General features: G+C 68.8%; 21 protein-coding genes. 9 read left to right on the top strand and 12 right to left on the bottom strand.

The window, feature by feature from the left end:
* Positions 1–30 precede the first annotated feature (30 nt).
* From ACZ4UV_RS14795 to ACZ4UV_RS14770, 6 genes are read right to left on the bottom strand one after another with little or no spacing between them, the layout of a single operon-like run.
* Positions 31–282: a hypothetical protein gene (locus ACZ4UV_RS14795; RefSeq protein ID WP_390043234.1), complete on the bottom strand. Its 252-nt coding sequence runs from the start codon at positions 280–282 to the stop codon at positions 31–33.
* A gap of 59 nt (positions 283–341) precedes the next feature.
* Positions 342–1,262, bottom strand: a complete 921-nt coding sequence (locus tag ACZ4UV_RS14790; RefSeq protein WP_467838166.1) for a type II secretion system F family protein — start codon at positions 1,260–1,262, stop codon at positions 342–344.
* Positions 1,259–2,266 carry a type II secretion system F family protein gene (locus ACZ4UV_RS14785; RefSeq protein WP_351487474.1) on the bottom strand — a complete coding sequence of 336 codons (1,008 nt, stop codon included), beginning with the start codon at positions 2,264–2,266 and terminating at the stop codon, positions 1,259–1,261. Before ACZ4UV_RS14785 ends, ACZ4UV_RS14790 begins: the two co-directional genes overlap by 4 nt.
* Before the next feature lie 6 nt (positions 2,267–2,272).
* A complete protein-coding gene (locus ACZ4UV_RS14780) occupies positions 2,273–3,580 on the bottom strand; it encodes a CpaF family protein (RefSeq protein ID WP_351487472.1) in 1,308 nt (435 codons plus the stop codon).
* Positions 3,577–4,428, bottom strand: coding sequence for a hypothetical protein (locus ACZ4UV_RS14775; RefSeq protein WP_467838162.1), 852 nt, complete (start codon positions 4,426–4,428; stop codon positions 3,577–3,579). Before ACZ4UV_RS14775 ends, ACZ4UV_RS14780 begins: the two co-directional genes overlap by 4 nt.
* Positions 4,429–4,445: 17 nt before the next feature.
* Positions 4,446–5,177 carry a hypothetical protein gene (locus tag ACZ4UV_RS14770; RefSeq protein ID WP_467838159.1) on the bottom strand — a complete coding sequence of 244 codons (732 nt, stop codon included), beginning with the start codon at positions 5,175–5,177 and terminating at the stop codon, positions 4,446–4,448.
* A 494-nt stretch (positions 5,178–5,671) separates the two neighbouring features.
* Between ACZ4UV_RS14770 and ACZ4UV_RS14765 the strand changes: the two genes are divergently transcribed.
* Positions 5,672–6,343 (top strand): hypothetical protein, encoded by a 672-nt coding sequence (locus tag ACZ4UV_RS14765; RefSeq protein WP_467838156.1) that lies wholly within the window; start codon positions 5,672–5,674, stop codon positions 6,341–6,343.
* Between the two features lie 9 nt (positions 6,344–6,352).
* Here ACZ4UV_RS14765 and ACZ4UV_RS14760 read toward each other — a convergent pair whose 3' ends face one another.
* The 5 genes from ACZ4UV_RS14760 to ACZ4UV_RS14740 are packed head-to-tail and all read right to left on the bottom strand — an operon-like array spanning position 6,353 to position 10,185.
* On the bottom strand, positions 6,353–6,952 hold the full coding sequence (locus ACZ4UV_RS14760; protein ID WP_467838153.1) for a hypothetical protein: 600 nt from the start codon (positions 6,950–6,952) through the stop codon (positions 6,353–6,355).
* Complete coding sequence (locus ACZ4UV_RS14755) at positions 6,952–7,605, bottom strand: hypothetical protein (RefSeq protein WP_467838150.1); 654 nt, start codon at positions 7,603–7,605, stop codon at positions 6,952–6,954. Before ACZ4UV_RS14755 ends, ACZ4UV_RS14760 begins: the two co-directional genes overlap by 1 nt.
* Positions 7,602–8,447, bottom strand: a complete 846-nt coding sequence (locus ACZ4UV_RS14750) for a hypothetical protein (protein ID WP_390043223.1) — start codon at positions 8,445–8,447, stop codon at positions 7,602–7,604. Before ACZ4UV_RS14750 ends, ACZ4UV_RS14755 begins: the two co-directional genes overlap by 4 nt.
* A gap of 35 nt (positions 8,448–8,482) precedes the next feature.
* Positions 8,483–9,886, bottom strand: coding sequence for a hypothetical protein (locus ACZ4UV_RS14745; protein ID WP_451017457.1), 1,404 nt, complete (start codon positions 9,884–9,886; stop codon positions 8,483–8,485).
* Positions 9,883–10,185 (bottom strand): hypothetical protein, encoded by a 303-nt coding sequence (locus ACZ4UV_RS14740; RefSeq protein WP_351487450.1) that lies wholly within the window; start codon positions 10,183–10,185, stop codon positions 9,883–9,885. The genes ACZ4UV_RS14745 and ACZ4UV_RS14740 overlap by 4 nt, the downstream gene beginning before the upstream one ends.
* Before the next feature lie 363 nt (positions 10,186–10,548).
* Here ACZ4UV_RS14740 and ACZ4UV_RS14735 point away from each other — a divergent pair, with 363 nt between their 5' ends.
* The 6 genes from ACZ4UV_RS14735 to ACZ4UV_RS14710 all read left to right on the top strand — a co-directional run bounded on the left by ACZ4UV_RS14735 (position 10,549) and on the right by ACZ4UV_RS14710 (position 15,421).
* Positions 10,549–11,208, top strand: coding sequence for a hypothetical protein (locus ACZ4UV_RS14735; RefSeq protein ID WP_451017456.1), 660 nt, complete (start codon positions 10,549–10,551; stop codon positions 11,206–11,208).
* A gap of 53 nt (positions 11,209–11,261) precedes the next feature.
* Entirely contained in the window at positions 11,262–12,251 is a 990-nt protein-coding gene (locus ACZ4UV_RS14730) for a hypothetical protein (protein WP_451017455.1), read from the top strand.
* A 61-nt stretch (positions 12,252–12,312) separates the two neighbouring features.
* A complete protein-coding gene (locus tag ACZ4UV_RS14725) occupies positions 12,313–12,615 on the top strand; it encodes a hypothetical protein (RefSeq protein ID WP_451017454.1) in 303 nt (100 codons plus the stop codon).
* A 58-nt stretch (positions 12,616–12,673) separates the two neighbouring features.
* Positions 12,674–13,816 (top strand): enoyl-CoA hydratase/isomerase family protein, encoded by a 1,143-nt coding sequence (locus tag ACZ4UV_RS14720; RefSeq protein WP_451017453.1) that lies wholly within the window; start codon positions 12,674–12,676, stop codon positions 13,814–13,816.
* Between the two features lie 9 nt (positions 13,817–13,825).
* Entirely contained in the window at positions 13,826–14,494 is a 669-nt protein-coding gene (locus ACZ4UV_RS14715; protein WP_451017452.1) for a hypothetical protein, read from the top strand.
* 36 nt (positions 14,495–14,530) lie between these two features.
* Entirely contained in the window at positions 14,531–15,421 is an 891-nt protein-coding gene (locus tag ACZ4UV_RS14710; RefSeq protein ID WP_451017451.1) for a hypothetical protein, read from the top strand.
* A 172-nt stretch (positions 15,422–15,593) separates the two neighbouring features.
* Here ACZ4UV_RS14710 and ACZ4UV_RS14705 read toward each other — a convergent pair whose 3' ends face one another.
* The gene (locus ACZ4UV_RS14705; RefSeq protein ID WP_451017450.1) at positions 15,594–15,851 is read right to left on the bottom strand and encodes a winged helix-turn-helix domain-containing protein; all 258 of its coding nucleotides are present in this window, start codon (positions 15,849–15,851) and stop codon (positions 15,594–15,596) included.
* Positions 15,852–16,032: 181 nt separating this feature from the next.
* Here ACZ4UV_RS14705 and ACZ4UV_RS14700 point away from each other — a divergent pair, with 181 nt between their 5' ends.
* Complete coding sequence (locus tag ACZ4UV_RS14700) at positions 16,033–16,380, top strand: hypothetical protein (RefSeq protein ID WP_451017449.1); 348 nt, start codon at positions 16,033–16,035, stop codon at positions 16,378–16,380.
* On the top strand, positions 16,380–16,769 hold the full coding sequence (locus ACZ4UV_RS14695; protein ID WP_451017448.1) for a hypothetical protein: 390 nt from the start codon (positions 16,380–16,382) through the stop codon (positions 16,767–16,769). Before ACZ4UV_RS14700 ends, ACZ4UV_RS14695 begins: the two co-directional genes overlap by 1 nt.
* Positions 16,770–17,378: the final 609 nt, after the last annotated feature.

The following is a 17,378-nucleotide window of genomic DNA, read 5'->3' as shown; positions in this document are numbered from 1 at the left end:
TTCGTCCCCGTCGTGCGCCTGCCCGCCCGCTCAGCAGGTCTTGCTGTCGCTCGCACCCTGGATGCAGTTGCCGACCTTGGTGGCACCGCCCTGCAGCGCCTTGCTGATGATGGCGGCCACCACGCCGACGATCGCCACGACGACCGCGGAGATGATGACCCACTCGACGGCGGAGGCACCGCGGTCGAGTTCGCCGGAGCGGGCGCGCTGCACCCGGCCCTGGAGGAAGGTGACCAGGAAGTCCACCGCCGGGATCCCGGTGCTGAAGTTCCGTGTGTTCATGATGACTTGTCCTCTCGAAACAGCAGTTGGCGAAGGTTCTCGATTCAGCTCGGGTCAGCTCACACCTGGAACACCCGCATCGCCGCCGGGAAGATCAGGAAAACCAGGAAGCCGGCGCACAGCAGCAGCTGGGCGACGAGCATCGACTGGGACTTCTCGCCCGCGCTGCCCTCGATCTCGGCGAGTTCGCGGTGGCGCATGGTCTCGGCGCGGGAGGCGAGGGACTCGCGGACCTTGGCACCGTCGTCCGCGACCAGGGCGAGAGAGGCGGAGAGGTCCTTGAGCTCCTCCACACCGAGCTCCTCGCCGAGCGCGCCCAGCGCCTGCCACTGGCTGACACCGGTGATGCGAGCGTCGGCGAGGGCGTTGCGGATGCGCTGGTTGGCCCAGCCGTCGGAGACCTCGGCGGCCGCCATCAGGGCCTCGGGCAGGCCGCGGCCGCCGGCGAGGCTCATCGACACCAGGTCGAGGTACGCCCCGATCACGCGCCGCAGATCCCGGCGCTTCTCGGCCGCGTCCCGTCGTACCTCCAGGTCGGGCAGGAAGAAGAACAGGGCCGAGCAGGCCAGGGCCAGCCAGACCGGGATGACCGGGTTGTGGCCGAAGCCCATCGTGTAGACGACGGCGAACAGGAACGGTCCGAAGATGAGGCCTGCCGCCGCGAGCAGCACCTTGGTCGCCAGGAACTTCTCCCAGCTGCGGTCCAGCACGGCGAGGTCGGCCCGCAGCGAGCGCTGTTCCCAGCCCTGCTGCCGGTAGAACTCGGCGACGCGTTCGCCGACCTCGGCGCGCAGTGTGCCGAGCCGGCCGGTGTCCTGCGTCTGCCGCGCCGACTCGTAGGCCGCGCCGCGCGCCCGCATCGCGTCGATCCGGGCGACCTGGGCGACCGCGCTGCGCCTGGACGGCATCAGGGCGCGGATCAGGACGTAGACGCCGAGCCCCAGGGTCACGCCGACGAGAATCGGCATCGTGAGGTTCACCGGCGGGCTCCTTCCTCGGTGGGGAGGGTCTGCTGACCAGGGTGGCCGGGCGCACCGGAGTGGCCGGGCTGGCCGGGAGCGGTGCGGGGCGGCCGTACGAACTGCACGGACGACTGGTCGCGGACCAGGAACCGCTCCGGCGTCTCGATGGTGGACAGCTTGCGCAGCCACCAGAAGCCGAGCGCGAACAGCCCGCAGACCAGGGCGAGGACCAGCTGGCCGACGGCGGTGCCGTACGGCTCGACGAAGTCCCGGTTGAAGACGGCGAGGCCGAGGACGAACGCGACCGACACGGCGACGACGATCTGCACCGAGCGCCGGGTGGACGCCCGCTGGGCCATCACGCGCTGGCGCATGTCGACCTCCTCGCGCGACGACTTGGCGAGCGCGCCCAGCACCTGGCGCAGACCGGGCCCGCGGAGGCGGGCGTTGAGGATGAGCGCCGCCACGATGATGTCGGCGGACGCGTCGTCGATCTCGTCGGCGAGGTGCTGGAGCGCGTCGGGCAGCGGGGTGCGGGCGCGCAGCCGGTCGACGAGGGCGTCGAGGTGCGGCCGCAGGATCGGCGCTGCGGCCCGGGCCGAGGCCGGGATGGCCTGCTCCAGACCGACCGCACCGGCGATCGTGTCGCGCAGCGACTCCGTCCAGGAGGCGAGCGCCTCCACCCGCTTCATCGCGGCCCGCTCCTCGGCGGCGCCGCCGAACAGCCTGTCCCAGAAGAAGACGAGGACGCCGGCGGCGATGCCGGCCACCGCCCAGCGGGTCAGCAGCAGCACCGCGAGCCCGATGATGGCGGCCAGCGAACCGCGCTGTCCGGCGAACCGGATGAGCTCGGCGGCCCGTTCGTTCGCCTTCTGCTTCTCGTGGTCGGGCTTGGCGGGCAGGCCGCGGACCGCCAGGATCAGCAGCGCGAGCCCGCCGCCGACGGCGACTCCGCAGCCGAGGGCGTAGAGGACCGTGGTGGAGAAGAGCCCGCCCATGGAGCCCAGGGAATCCAGGTTCATGTCACGTCACCCCCACGCCCCGTGCGGCTGGTAGCCCTGGGCCATCAGGTCCTCCAGGCAGGCTATGGGCGCGTGCGGGACGACCCGGCCGTCGGGGGCCTCCGCGAACACCTCGCTGGACAGCACCCTGCCGTCCACGCCGTTGACCTCACGGACCGAGGTGACCATGCGCTGGAGGCGGCCGCCGGTCTGGTAGTTGTTGCGCCGCTGGATGAAGACGACGAAGTTCACCGCGCCCGCGATCAGCATCTGGCTGGCCTCGATGGGCAGCCGCTCGGAGGCCTGGAGCGCGTAGGTCGAGATGCGGTTGAAGACCTCGCTGGAGCTGTTCGCGTGGATCGTGGACAGCGACCCGTCGTTACCCTGCGACATCGCGTTGAGCATGGTGACGATCTCGTCGCCGAGGACCTCGCCGACGATGACCCGCGAGGGGTTCATACGAAGCGACCGGCGCACCAGCTCTGCCATCGAAATAGTGCCCTGACCCTCGGAGTTGGGCAGCCGCTCCTCGAACGCGACGACGTTCGGGTGCAGGTCGTGGAAGGTGTCCAGCCCCAGCTCCAGCGCCCGCTCCACGGTGATGAGCCGTTCGTGCGGCGGGATTTCATTGGCAAGGGCGCGCAGCAGCGTCGTCTTGCCGGCGTTGGTCGCCCCCGCGATCATGATGTTCTTGCGGGCACGGACGGCGCAGGCCATGAAGTGCGCCACCTCGGGCGTGAGCGTCCCGTTTCCCACCAGGTCGGAGATGAAGACCTTGCCCATGCGGGCGCGGCGGATGGAGAGCGCGGGCCGCCGGGTGACGTCCATGACGGCGGAGAGCCGGGAGCCGTCGGGAAGGCGGAGGTCGAGCTGCGGGTTGGCGGAGTCGAAGGGCCGCGACGACAGACCGGAGTAGGCGCCGAGCACCTGGATGAGCTCGATGAGCTCCTCGTCGGTCTCCGCGACGGGATCCCCGACGACCTCCCGCCCGTCGCTGAACCCGACGAAGACCTGGTCGCACCCGTTGATGTCGATGTTCTCGACGTCCGGGTCGTCGAGCAGCGGCTGCAGCCGCCCCACGCCGAACAGCGCCGCGTGCACGGCGGCCGCGTACTGCTCCTCGGTCTCCGCGTCCAGCGGGGTGCGCCCGGCGTTGATCTCCGCGCGGGCGTACTCCTCCAGGATCTGGGCTATGACCGCGCGGGCGTACTGCCGTTCGTCCTCGGTGGACATCGGCGTCACGCCGGACGCCTGGTCCTGGCGGCGCTGCTCGGCGATACGGTCGCCGGCGTCCTGCCGGAACCGCTTGACCAACTGGTGGTCGACAGCGGTCATCGGCCGGCCCCCGCGTGGGGCGCCTGCGGCGGTACGGACGCCGGTACGGTCCAGGCGGCGCCGTACTGCTGGTGGAGGTCGGCGGTGACCTTGCGGGCCGAGCGGATGAGCAGGGACTTGTCGAGGCGCCCGCGCTTGCGGCCGGCCAGCTGGTCGGCGCCGGCCGGGTCGTCGGCGATGCTGCCCACGACCCGGGCGCCGGTCTGGGCGTGCACGAGCATGTCGTTGACCTGGTTGACCAGCTTGCCGGCACCGGCCGGGTCGGCGACCAGGATCACCCCGATCAGCGGGGTGGAGAGGGCGGCGGCGCCGCGCGGACCGCCGTGCAGCTTCTGCGCGAGGGCGGCGGCCCGGTCCCGGACCCGGGCGAGCGCCTCGGGCTCGGTCCGCGAGACCAGCAGCACCAGGGCGGCGTGCGGGAACATCTCCACGGCCGGGGTGTCCCCGCTGATCCGTCCGCAGTCGGCGATGACGTCGGCCGGGGCGTTCGGGGAGTCGGCGAGGGAGGCGAAGGCGTGCCCGAGCGTGGGCCACAGCCCGGCGAGCCCGGCGGCGTGCTCGGCTATCCCGAGCCCGACGAGCACCTCGAGCCCGCCGCTCAACGGCTGTACGTGGTCCCAGAGTTGATCCGGTACGAGCCCTCGGCGCGCCGTGGCGGCGATGGACAGCATGCCGGTGTTCGGATTCAGCGGCCCGCCGTGCGCGGCGGCACTGCGGTAGACGAGGTCGCCACCGGCCGGGTCGGCCTCGGCGAGCAGGACCCGGCGCGGCCAGACCGCGGCCAGCGCGACGGCCGCGGTGGTGACGCCGGGGGAACCCTTGTCGGCGGCGATTGCGATGAGCGCCATGGGGTGGGTGCCGCCTTCTAGTTGCCGTTGCCGGGTACGAGGACGAGGGCGACCGAACCGGTGGCGGCGGCCTGGGCGAGCGCGGCGGCGTCGCCGCTGTCGACGGTGAGCGTGACGGCGAGGTTGGTGCTGCTGACGAGGGAGCTGTCGCCGCTCTGCTTGTCCGGCACGTAGCTGACCTTGGCCTGGCTGACGATCGGGGAGCTGCTGCTGCCGGACGACGAGGAGGAGGAACTGTCCCCGGAGGAGGAGCCGTTGCTGCTGACACGGTAGGCGGCGACGACGTCACCGGTCTTGAGCTTGGCGGGGTACTGGCCCTCCTTGAGGGAGAGGCCGACCACGGCCTTGCCGGCGGAGAGGGTGCTCCCCGTGCCGAACATCTGCCCCATGACGACCGTGTCCTTGTAGATGGTCGTCTTGGCCTTCAGGGTCTCCAGGGCGCTGAGCTGGGACCACCTGACGTAGTTGATGCTGTCGTCGGCCGCGACCATCACGGACGTCACGTCGCCGTTGGTCACGGACTCGCCGGGCTGGATGTCGGAGGTCACCTTGATGACCTCGATCCGGTCACCGGCCTGCAGCACGAGCGTCGTGGCGCCCAGCGCACCGAGCAGGATCAGCAGCACCGCGAGCGCGGCCAGAGCGGGCTTGCGCTCACGAGGCGCGGTGGGAAGCCGGTCACCGACCGAAGGCTGAGCCGGCCCGGCGGAACGACCGGCGCCCGCCCCCGTACGCTCTTGGATCTTCACGCAACCGCTCCCCGTTACAGCCAAGACAGTGTCTGTCAAGAACTCTGAAAACCTGTCAACGCTCGTCACCCTGCCCACCGGCACAGCAAGAGCGGACACTCCACACCAATCACCCCGAACCGGCCAAATACTCGGCCGCGGGGTGAGTGTCAAGCGATCGCACCGTATCAGCCGCACATAAGCCCCTCAAGGCGCGCCGGGACTCCTTGACCTCACCGAAATCGTCGTTGCGATCTGCAACGGCGGTGAACTGTGCGGCGGTTGAGACTCGGGACACATCAAGGGATGCCGAAGTGTGCGCCGGTGAATCCTCCTCACCCCGCTCGCGGCCGGTCCGTCCCCGGCACCGTCACCGTGCGCCCATGAGGCCTGCACGAAGTGCTCACGACGGCGGCCGGTTCCGGACGGCGGCCTGACTAGGATCTCGGGATCACGGATCACCCGGCCGGACGACGGGTCCCGCCGCCGTGAACGACCCGTGAGGATGGCAGACCGTGACCGTGCCGCAGCGCCGCTCCTGGCAACCCCCGCAGGGCGAGAAGCTGGTGGCGCGCGCCCCGGTGTCCTTCGCGACCGGAGCGGCGGACCGGGTCAAGGGCAGGCGCTGGTTCCGCGACCCCGAACGCCGCGACATACAGGGCGAGTTGCCGGGCTGGCCGACGGGACCGGCATACCGCCTCAGATCGACGATCGGCTTCGTGGTGCGGGCCGTCCTGGGCGTCGCGTTCCTCCTGGGTGTGCTCGCCGTGGCCGTGATCTTCGACGGCAACGTGCCCTCCGGCAGCGGCCCCGGCGGATCCGGCTCGCTGGGCAGGAGCGAGGACCCGGAGAACGAGGAGACGGACTTCCCGGTGCTGTGGGCCGCCCCCGGCACGATCGCCCGCACCCTCCCCTGGGAACTCGACCCGGCCCGTCGCCCCGACACCGACATCACGCACCTCGTCCTGACCGACCGCCGCCTGCTGGTCCTCGGCGGGCTCCAGGACCCCAGGGACCCCTGGGAGGAAGTCCTCTGGGAGACGGACCTGAGCACGGTCGCCACGGTCGAGCGGCGGCCGTTCAGCGTCGGCGGACGGGACTTCAGGATCACCTTCACGGACGGCTCCTGGTGCCGCCTGACGTCCCTGGAGGGCGAGCCCCTGGTCAGCTGTCTCACCGCGGCCTGACCGTTCCGGCTAGGCCGTGACCCGTACGGTCCGCGCCAGTTCGTCGGTCAGCTCGCACAGGGCGTCCGTGTGGGCCGGCGCCTGCCAGGACGTCAGCAGCACCAGCCCCCACCCCTCGTCGGCCCGGATGCCGTACGCGCACGTCTCCATGATCGTCCCCAACCCGTCCCGGCCCACGTCCCGGACATACGCGTGCCGGACGCGCACCGCGGGCCCGGCGGGCAGGGTACGGAGCTCGGCCTCGGGCGGCCGGTAGGAGTCGGCGGTGGGGGCGGCGAGATAGCGCCGGAGGAGGTCGACGGTCAGGGTCGGGTACGTGTCGTCGGCGACCAGCGCGGACAACTCGATCCGGGCGAGCTCACCGAGGCGCGGCTCGGGGACGTACGACAGCGCGGTGACCGGTCCGCGCGCGCGGGAGTCGGCGGCGGCCTCGCGGAGTTCGGCGGCGAGGGCGTCGAGGAGTTTCGGGTCGGGGGTGTCGGGGCCGACGCGGCGCGCGGCCGCCTCCGTGGCCCACGCGTGCAGGTCGACCTGCGCCACGCGCACCGGCAGGGACACGGCGTCCCCGGGCACCTTCATACGCACCGTGGACGCGGCGAACTCGGGCATCAGGCCATCCATTGCAGAGTGCGGGCGACGGCGTCGAAGAGGCCGACCAAGGCGTCCGCCAGCGGCTCCAGGGGCGGAGCCGTCGGCGTCGAGAAGGAGAGCAGCAATCGCTGGCCGCTCTGCGGGACGGCGAGGTAGACGTCCAGGTGGGCGACGGCAAGCTTGTTGCCGTCGGGGTCGTCGGCGGCGGGCCGGCGGAGGTAGCGGTGGCGTACGGCGGGGCCGGCGGGAAGGTTGACGAGGGTGACGCCGTCGGCGCCGCCGTCACCGGCGTCGGTGCGGAGGGCGAGGGAGCGGGCGATATCGCCGAGGTCGCCGGGTTCGGTGCCGGGCGACGGCCGCAGCACCGTCACGACCAGACCGGCGGAGACGGGGACCTGGCCGAGGACCTGGTTGACGACGTACATCTCCACACCGCCGTTGGCCTGCGCCGCCTCGGCCTGCGCCCGCATCCGCTCCGCCAGCGCGGCCTCCAGCTGCGGGGTGGCCTGTGTCCGCCGCAGCCCCCGCTTGACCAGCTTGTCGATGCGGTGGGTCCACCGCTCCGGACTGTCCAGCACGATCCGCTCCCAGCCGTCGGGGACGGCCAGGCGGTAGTCGGAGGGGGGTGGGACGGGGGTGGCGGTGACCGAGGCCGACTGGGCGTCGGTCATATGCTCGCCGTCCTCTTTGCCTCGCCGCCTCGCCTGCTCCGCACCTCGTTCGTGCGGCTCATGACGGCGGCGGTCAGCGGGGCGAGGACGAGGACAGCGGCGGCGCCCAGGCAGAGGTAGCCGGGCACGGTGCCGCCGATGTCGGACTTGTGCCCCAGGAACGGCCGGTAATGGTCCGACGGGTCGATCACCGCGGTCCATTTGGTACCGACCATGACCTCGTCCGTGCAGACCTTGTCGTTCTCGAACACCTGACGGACAGATCCATCGGGAAGTTTGACCCGGCAGGCCAGAGTCGCGACCCCGTGAGAGCCCACGTTCTCGGGCTTCTCATAAGTGACCTTGACCTCTTGGCCGCGAAGTTGCAGATACCACTCGTCGGCGGCATAGGAGCCCGTCCAGACCAGGACGACGTACGCGGCCCCGACCAGGCCAAGGGCCACGAACCCGCCACGCGACCATCGGGTCCTGAACGCGGCCCAGGCCACGGGGACGGCGAGGGCCACGCCGACGAACAGCGCCTGGCGGTTGATCCAGTACGTGGTGAGCAGGCAGAGGGCGACGCTCGCGACAGCCACCAGGAGCAGCCGCAGCCAGGGCCACACGGGCCCGCGACGCAGTCCGTCGATGTCACCGCCGTACTCCCACCACCCGACCGGATCGGGAGGGGACGGCGAGAACTCGGAGAGGATGAGCCGCACCCGCCGCTCGCCGCCCTCCTCCTGCGCCATCCGGCGCAGCTGGGGCAGACCGAGCCCATTCTCCTCGAGCGCCGTCTGCGCGGTCGGCGGAAGCCGGGCGAACCGCTCGTCGACGCTGTCGTCGTCACCCTGTCGTGCCACGTGCTGTGCCCTCGTTCTCTCGTCGGCCCCGGACGTCAGCCCTGGACGGTCAGATGTCCGTTGTAGAAGGGGATTCCGTTGGCGCCGAGACCGGGTACGCCCTTCTTGATGCTGCTGAACAAGTCGGCCTCGGCGTACCGCTCCAAGCCCGTCGTGGGCGAGAGATTCAGGACGCCGGCGACCGTCGGCCCGACCTGGCTCGCCCAGTAGAGGCGGTTGGCGGAACGGGCCATACCCTTGAACTCGGAGTCGGAGAGCATCCGCAGTTTGGGCAGCTTGCCCTCGCGGACGATGCCTTTGGCCAGGTCCTCGTTCTTGCCGATGGCGGTGAAGTAGGACTTGATGTCGAAGGATTCCCTGACGACCGACCGCATCCTGGGCAGCAGACTCGTCGGTCCCTTCGCCAGCGCCTCACCGATCTTGCCGGGTTTGACCCCCGAGAGCGTCTCGGCGATCTCGGCCGCGAACTCCTTGCTCGCGCCCAGCTCACGCGCGGCCAGAACGTCCTTCGCCGCCGACGAGCCACGAGCCGCGAGGGCCGCCTCCTTGGCCGTCGTCCCCAGGATCCGCCCGGCCCCGAACGACAGCACGCCGACCACGTCGATGGCGACGTCCAACCAGGTGCCCTTGCCGTCCAGGGCGGAGACCGTGTCGCAGACAAGGGCGACTACGGATGCGACCAGGGCCACCGCGATGATCAAAGGACCGATGATGGGAATCCAGCCGAAGACAAGGGACAGCAGGCACAGCACACCGGCGACCACCCCTGCCCAGTGGCCGATCGTGGCAACCCAGTCCTTCCAGTTGTCCCACCAGTGGTGCTTGGGATCCTTCAGCCCGTCGTGGTCGATCGCGTCCCGTATCGCCTTGGCGGCGTACCCGGCCTGCGTGTCCCGGTACTCGAGCGCGGCCCGGAGCTCCCGCTTCGCGGCGTCGAGATCCCCGTCCGAGGCCTCCTTCTGCCGCTTCAGCTTCTGCTTGTCCGGGTGGTTGTCGTCACCGGACGGATGCTGATCGATCTGCTTCTGGTAGTTACTGCTGTCGGCATCGGCAGCCGCGGCCTTCTTCAGAGCGGAACGCACGCGATTCTGCGCATGGTTGAGGGCAGTGGCCCAGTTCTCCCGCACGGTGTCGGCGATGGGCTCGTACGGCACGGAGGACCCGAGCGCCGCCCCCGCCGCCGCATACCGCTGATGCGACTGGCTCAGCAGCTTGACGGTGTCGCCGGTCTTCTTGGTGAACTCCCTCCCCGCATCGGAGTCCCACCCGTTCCCGTCGACGAGGTTGTTCAGCTTGCCGGCCTGTTCCTCGATCAGCCTGGCGGTGTCGGAGATCCGCTTCCCGAGCCGGGCCACCTCGTACGGATCTCCCGGCGTGAACTCCCTGTCGTCGTACCGGGCCGTCTGCCAGTCGACGCCGGCGAAGTCGTGATCGCTCACTTGTCCCCCGGCTGAGCCTTGACCAGCGCGTCGGCAAGATGCTGATCGATCCCGTCGTAGGCCTTCGCCGCCTCGCCCGCGGTCTTGCCGAGGAACTCCAGCCCGTCGCAGAGCTCTTTGCGCTTCTTCTTCCAGTCGTCCGCGAAGTCGCCGAGGGCATCGGCCACCTCGCCGGACCCGATCTCGGAGCCGTACGAGTCGACGAGATCCTTCGCATGTTCAAAGTTGGACTTCAACTTCGCGACAGATCTGCTGATCTCCCGCAACTCACTCGTGGACACCTTGACGTGATCCGCCACAACTACCCCCGTGAACACCTGCCTACCGGCCGCCCCACGAGACGCAGAGGGCCAGGGTCACTGTGTGTCGAGGGTTTTGGGGGCTACAACCAACGGACCGTAAAGGGAGCTCAAAGGAGGGGGCGGCGCCCGGCCGGGCCATACAGGCGTCCACGCCATGCCCGCGCAACCTTCACAATGCCCATGCGGCCGGCCTGGGGTGGGGCCATGTCACGCCATCTCCAGAGGCCACCTCGCCCTGCAGGGCCACCCCGAATGTCCTCAATCATGACATTTACAGCGAAGTTCGCGGTGGCGAAACCCGGGATCCCGCAGATACCGTTTGCACTCTTGCCGAACTTCATTCTCACGGGGGAGTCCACAGTGAAGCGCCGCACCTTGCCCGTTGCCGCCGCGCTCGCCGCGACCGCAGCCCTGCTGCTGACGGCGTGCGGAGGCGGGGACGACAGCTCCAAGGGCAATGACAAGATCGCGGGGGCCGGTGCGGGAGGGTCGAGTTCTCCGTCACCCTCCGCCTCTGCCTCGGCCGACAAGAACGCACCGACGTTCGCCTATCCATCGGATATCCACACGACCGTGGAGCGGCAGTCGACCGGGGACGCCACGAAGGACGCCATCCTGCGGGACGTCTCCTACTCGGCACAGGCTCGGCTCGAAGCCTTCGCCGAGGGCCAGGGCCAGACCGCCAACATGAACCGCTACTTCGCCGCATCGGCCCTTTCATACTGGACTCAGCGAGTTGCGACGGTCAGAAAACAAGGCCTCACCGTCACTGGCCACTACCGCTTCTTCAACTTCAAGGTCACGGATGTAGCGAGCGGCAAGACGGCCGCCGTCCGTTACTGCGAGGACCAGAGCAAGGGTTACAGCAAGGAAATCAAAACCGGCAAAGTGCTGCGCACCAAGCCGAGCAATGATGACTTCATCTTCTACACGCTTCAGGCCGCGAAGGACTCACACGGTGACTGGCAAGTGACCGAGCAGAACTGGAAGAAGGCGGACTCCGCGTGCGTACAGGGCTGAGGTCAACAGCCGCTTGTCCGCTTCTCGGGACGCTCGTTGCGGCGACTCTCGTTGTGGCCCTCGGGACCCTGTCTCCCGCCTACGCGGGGGACGGCCAGGTCGATGGCAAGGGGGGCGGTACTCGGACTGATCAACCGCCCGCCGGCTCCGGCACCGGTTCCGGTTCGGATTCCGGCGCCGACTCGGGCGCCGGCACCATCGGCGCCCACATCCGCATCAACCAGAAGACGACTGGCTCGTCCACCTCCACCGCGACCACGACCTCCTCGAACGCCAACTGGAAGCCCCCCGTCTGCTGGTACGAGCCGATGTACACGCCGGACGAGTACGCGGACTTCATCAAGTCCTCGTACAAGGGCGCTCAGGAACCGGCCGCGAGCTATGCGAAGAAGCGCGCCGACGAGGACTACCACAAGGGCGACAAGGGCCTGTGGTGGCAGGTGCAGTTCCGTAACGACAACTACACCGACGCCTGTCCCGTGACCCCTGGCAACTGGGAGATCTGGGTTCCGCCCGCCCAGCCGAAGGCGGACCCCAACCAGCTGACTCCGGAGATCCTCTCCGAACTCGCCTACAACTCTACGAAGTTGCCGAAGCCGCCCGTGGTGCTGAACCCGAGCCCGGACCGGCTCAAGGTGAACCTCGGTACGCGGGTGAAGTTCGAGGGGAACTTCGACCGGGTCTGGACGACTGCAAGCATCAACTACAAGGGCGTCGAGATGGCCGCGACGACCGTCGCGACCCCCGTTGCCCTCAGGGTCGACGCGGGCACGTCGGACGCCGATCCGCAGACCTGCACGTACGACCTGGTGAAGGGCGACAACGGCTACACGGTCGACAGCAAGGACGCGGCCTGCAACATCACCTACCTCCGCTCGTCGGGTACCGGCACCTACCCCTTCAAGGCGTCGATCACCTGGAAGGTGACGTGGACGGACTCGGCCGACCCGGACGGGCCCGTACGGCAGCCGGGCCTGCCCGACGGCCTGTCCACGTACGAGCAGAACGTGACCGTGAAGGAAATCCAGGCGGTCAACCGCTGATGAGACGCGAGCGGCCCGCCGAGCTCCGGTTCCGAGCCGCTCCAGGAGACCGGAATCCGACATGAGTGACCTGCGCCTCGAAGACACGATCTTCCAGGACCTGAAGAAGACCTTCTCGTCCATCAGTGACCGCATGGAGACCACCCGCCGCACCCTGCGCAGCGCGGACGCCTCGGCCGTCGGCGAGAAGCAACTCATCGAAGACGTCCAGGACTTCGCCGACGACTGGGGCTACGGCATCAAGCAGCTCGGCAAGCACACCCAGGGCGCCGTGAAGATGATCAACAAGATCGGCGAGAGCTTCGGAAAGCTCGACCTGGACCTGGCCGAGTCCCTCAAGGCTCCGCAGCGGAAGGGCAATTGACGTGGCTGGGCAACGGCCTGCCTTCCCCCACATAGGCTGGGACCCCACGCCGGGAAGCGTGGAGGACACCCGGAACCTCGCCAAGCAGCTCGGCAAGCTGGCCGGCGAGCTGGGGACGGCGCTGAGCGAGCTGGAGCGCATCGAGACCGGTGCCTGGAAGGGCAAGACCGCGATCGCTTTCAGCGAGTACGTCGGCCAGGACGTCACCCCGCTCATCCGCAAGAGCCACGAGTCCTTCGACAAGGCATCGCGTGCCCTGCACCGCTGGGCCGACGACCTCCAGGACTTCCAGGACCGCGCGGACCGCCTGGAGAAGAGCGCCGGAGACAAACTCGATGCCGAGTCGCAGGCCAAAGCCAAGGCCGGCAGCGACGGCAGCACGGATCTCGCGAAGGCCTCCAGCGCGGTCGACGGAGTCATCCAGAAGGTCCACGAACTGGAGGCGGATTACCGGGCGGCCGCCCGTCAGGTCAGCAAGGAACTGGACAAGGCCGGCGACATCGCCCCCGACGAGCCCGGCTTCTGGGACAAGCTGGGCACCGGTATCGAGAATGCCTGGGATGCCACCGGGGACTGGATCAAGGATCACGCAGACGTCTTCAAGGCGATCGGCGACCTCCTCAGTCTGGCGAGCGGCGTACTGGGACTCCTCGCCATCATCACCGCCCCCTTCGAGCCCCTGGGCGCCATCTTCGCCGCCGCAGCGATGATCACGAGCGGCGCAGCCCTGCTGACCCATCTGGTCGCCAAAGCCGCGGGCGCGGACGTCAGTTGGACCGAGATCGGATTCGACGCACTCGGTGTCCTGCCTGGCGTCAAGGGCCTCACGGGCAGCGCCGAACTCGCGAAGGGCGCCAATGCGGCCGCACGAGCCGCCGAACTCGGCGAGGGCTACCGTGGCGTGACCAGCGTCGGGAAGGCCTTCGTTCTCTTCGGCCCCATCAAGGCCGTGCCCATGGTGAAACTGGGTGAAGGCGGCAGCCGACTGACCTTGGCGGTCGAGAGCGGTTTGCAGAACATTCGCAAGGGACAGTGGCTCGGTACTCAGGGCATCAACATGGTGTCGAATTTGAAGTTCATCAAGGGCGCCGAAGCAATCGCCCCCATGGGCAAGGCAGGCCGCATCATCGACGGCTCGATCAAGGGCGCTCTCGATGCCTACAAGGTGCATACCATCGCAAAAAATGACTTTGGGGGCTGAGTGCCGTTCATGGACACCCTCGAAACACTCCAGGACCTGACCGTTGAGGGCGTTGTACTGCCCCCGATGGCCTTCCGGCTGCCCCACGGCATGCATGCGATCGAGGTTTCACTCGATGCCGACGAGCGGGCACAGGCAGCACACCGACTCGTCCGCGACATCTATCCGCGTGGCGAAGTGCCCCTGTGGGAAACCATGGGCTCGCTGTACAGCGCCATGGCCGATCAGATGCTCGCGAGCGGAGTCGGTTTCTTCGGCATCGGACTCTACGGGCTGGAGGACGGCGGAGGCGTGGCGCACTGCTCGCTCACCATCGCGGTCTTCGAGTCGGGTGAGACGGAACAGGAGGTCGTCGCGCAGGGTATCCAGTCACTGTTGCTCCGGGACCCGATGCGTGAGGTGACCTGGCTGGACCTCCCGTGCGGGCCTGCGGTCTGCGGAGTCACCTTCCAGAAACTTATCGTGGACGGCGAGTACACGAAGTCCGGCCAGGACGAGGAACTCGTTATGGGGCAAATGCAGGTACACGTCCCCTTCGCGACGGGTCCGTACACCGCTGTGTTTACCCTGGACACGGCTTCCGTAGAACAGTGGGAGGAGTTCGCGCACGCCGTCGCGGGAATCGTCGGCTCGGTGGAATTCCCTACCTCGACCGATGCTGCCGTTTCCCCCGACTGACCGAATTGTGTTCCTCCGTGGAGAGATGACGTACTGATGGACTGGTATCCCGAAGCCGATGAGGATCTGCTGATCAGGACCGCGGCCAAATTCGCCACCGGCATCTCACCCGCAGTCGCCGGATCCCGCTGGTTCCGAGATCTCGATCGCAACGACATCCAGCAGGAGCTGCAGGACTGGCCCGCGGGTCCGACCTACGCCCTGCGTGCGACCGGGGACCGCGTCGCGCGTCGTACGGGTCGCGCCTTCGCCGTCGGGATTCCACTGATCGCCAATCTCATCGCGAACATCGGCGGGGCCGCTGGCTCACCGTTCGGCGATGTACCCGTGCGAGGAAGGCCGGAGGAACCGGAGAACGAGGTCGAGGACTTTCCCGTCATGTGGGCCGCGCCCGGCGCACTGGCGCGCACCGTGCCCTGGCAACTAGATCCAGGGCGCCGTCCCAAGGGCTACGCTACCGACCTCGTCCTCACCAGCCGGCGCCTGCTCTTCCTCGGCACCCGAACGGGCACACTGGACAAGGCCGACTTGCTCGCGGAATTCCCTCGCGATTCTCTCGCCGGAGCGAGGCGGATGACATACAGCGAGGCCGAAGCAGACGTCCGACTGAGCTTCGTGGACCAATCCTGGATCCGCCTGTTCACCGGAAATCCCGACAGCGCCGAGCGACTATGCCAACTCCTTTCCGGAGCCGTCCGCACCGTCTCCGAAAGCGAGTTGTCCCCGGGCCAGCGTGCCCGGCTGACGCGATTCCTCGGCGAACTCCCCAGCCGTTCCCAGCCCCCGGTCATCACCCGGCTCCGGAGCGGGATCGTCATGGTGGAGGTGAGCGTGCCCTCGAAGGCAGCCAAGGACGTTCATGAGACCCACTCCATCCTCATGGGTCCCTCCGGAGAAGCGGCAGTGCCGAGGCCGGGCGACCTTTAGCAACGAACGCCTCCGAAGGCACGACGCCGGTGATGGCCGCGCGCTCCGTCGCGTGAAGCGGGTGTCGCCACTCCCCGGGACGCTCTCCGGAACTGTGCCGCACCCCGGAACCGAACAGCCGGCGCGGCTCGAAGACACCTGAAGGGTCCGCGGAACGCAACGCGCGCCCCCTTCAGACGTTCGATCCGTCCTCATTGTGGGCGTCCGGCATCCCGATGACGTACGTCCCCTTCGCGGGCAGCGTCGCGACCAGCCCGCGCTTTCGGAGTTCGACGATGGCGCGGCGCACCGTTCCGATGCTCACGCCGTACAGATCCGTCATGGCACGCTCGCCGGGCAGCGCCGCCCCCTGCGGCAGCTTTCCAGAGGCGATGTCCGCCGCGATGGCGTCGGCGAGTTTCACGTACTCATAACGCGGAAGCTCGGTCATGCCTCCACCGTGCCGCAGTCCTACGCACATCGCAGGAGTAGAACGCGTCCCGCCGCAGTGGGACGCGGAATACATCTGCGGGGTGCAGGGGGACGCAGTTACGGTATGGTCGAAATGACAGGACCCCGGCGAGGTGGCTAGACCTCCCGGGGCATGGCCAACGCTTACAAGGAGCGTCGACATGCACGACCTTATCCCCCGCGCCCTCCAATGGCTGCGCCTCCTCTTCGCCCCCGGCACCGGGAAACGGCGCCGCCGCCCTCATCGTCCGCTGTTCCCCCACCTGCACCTCACCCTCGTACGCTGCCCCCTCACCGCCGAGCCTCCGCACCTTCCCGGCCACCGGTCGCCGTACAGCCTGGACACCTTCCTCGACGGCGCCGACTCCGCCCTGGTCCGCCGCTACCTCGCCGCGGGCGAGCGCGAGGCCGACCTACAGCAGCGCCGCCGCCTCGCCCTCGTTCTCGCCGCCGACTTCGGGATCGACCTCGACCAGCACGTGGTCGGCGCGCCGGAGGTGGCTGCCTGATGAAACGGGGCAACGCGCACACCCCGGCCTCCCCCCGCCTCCTCCCTTGGCCCACCCCCGAGGGCAAGCCGTGTTACCTGGTCACGGACCACAACGGCGGGTATCTCACCCGCCTCGCCGACGACCTGGAGGCCGCCCAGCTCACCACCGCCACCGACGTCCTCGGCAGTGCCCGCGAGGTGCTCGACGACCTGATGTCGCCGTACACCGAGGTCCGCTACGTCGGCATCCGTCTCGCCGAATGCCTCGCCGATGCGCTGCGCGTCGCCGAGTCCCGAGGCATGCGCTTGGGCATACCGGACGATGAGGATGAGCACGAAGGCACCCACGGACAGGCAACGCAGAACACGGCGACCGGGCTACGGTTGAAATCACCACGCGTCGAATGAGTTCACCAGTCATGATTGCCGACGCCGCCGAACCAGTATCGACCGTCGTGCCCATGCCGGAGCACCTCAAAGGCCCCGCGCGGCGATTGCGCGGGACACCCCGCAGCTACCTCCCAGCTTCGACTCCGCCGCCGGCCTTCCGGAGAACAAGCACATCGACCCCGTCCAGTCCACCGCTTCCAAGGGGCTGCGGATTCTGTACTTCGAGTGGAGGTCATCTGGCGGCGAAGCCAAGCCGAGCACACTGGTGGCAGCAGAGGATCGCCGGGTGATCGCGGTAGGGCGGGCGGCCCGTCAAGGGCCCGCTCGCCCCACGGCGTTTCTGGGCCCGTTCACGGCATTCACATATGCACGGACCGCTCCGCCTTGCCAGTGGGGGCGCGTCGAGAAACCAGGGAGACGAACGTGCGGCCGCCTCATGGCCGTGGAAACGACGGCCGGCTCGGCTTACCTGAGGAACGACGGAGCGGCTGGCAGCCTCCCAGCCGCCCGCCCCACCACCACCCACCACCAGGAAGCCGGTCTCCGGAATGACCGGATCTGCGGGGAAGTTCACGCTGGCGAACCACACTTCTTGAAGATAGCGTTGGATTCTCTTGACGAACTTCT

It is taken from the genome of Streptomyces sp. NPDC028289 (genome assembly GCF_055565975.1).
Note: the sequence above shows the minus strand (reverse complement) of the source record. Positions and strands in the feature narration are given on the sequence as shown.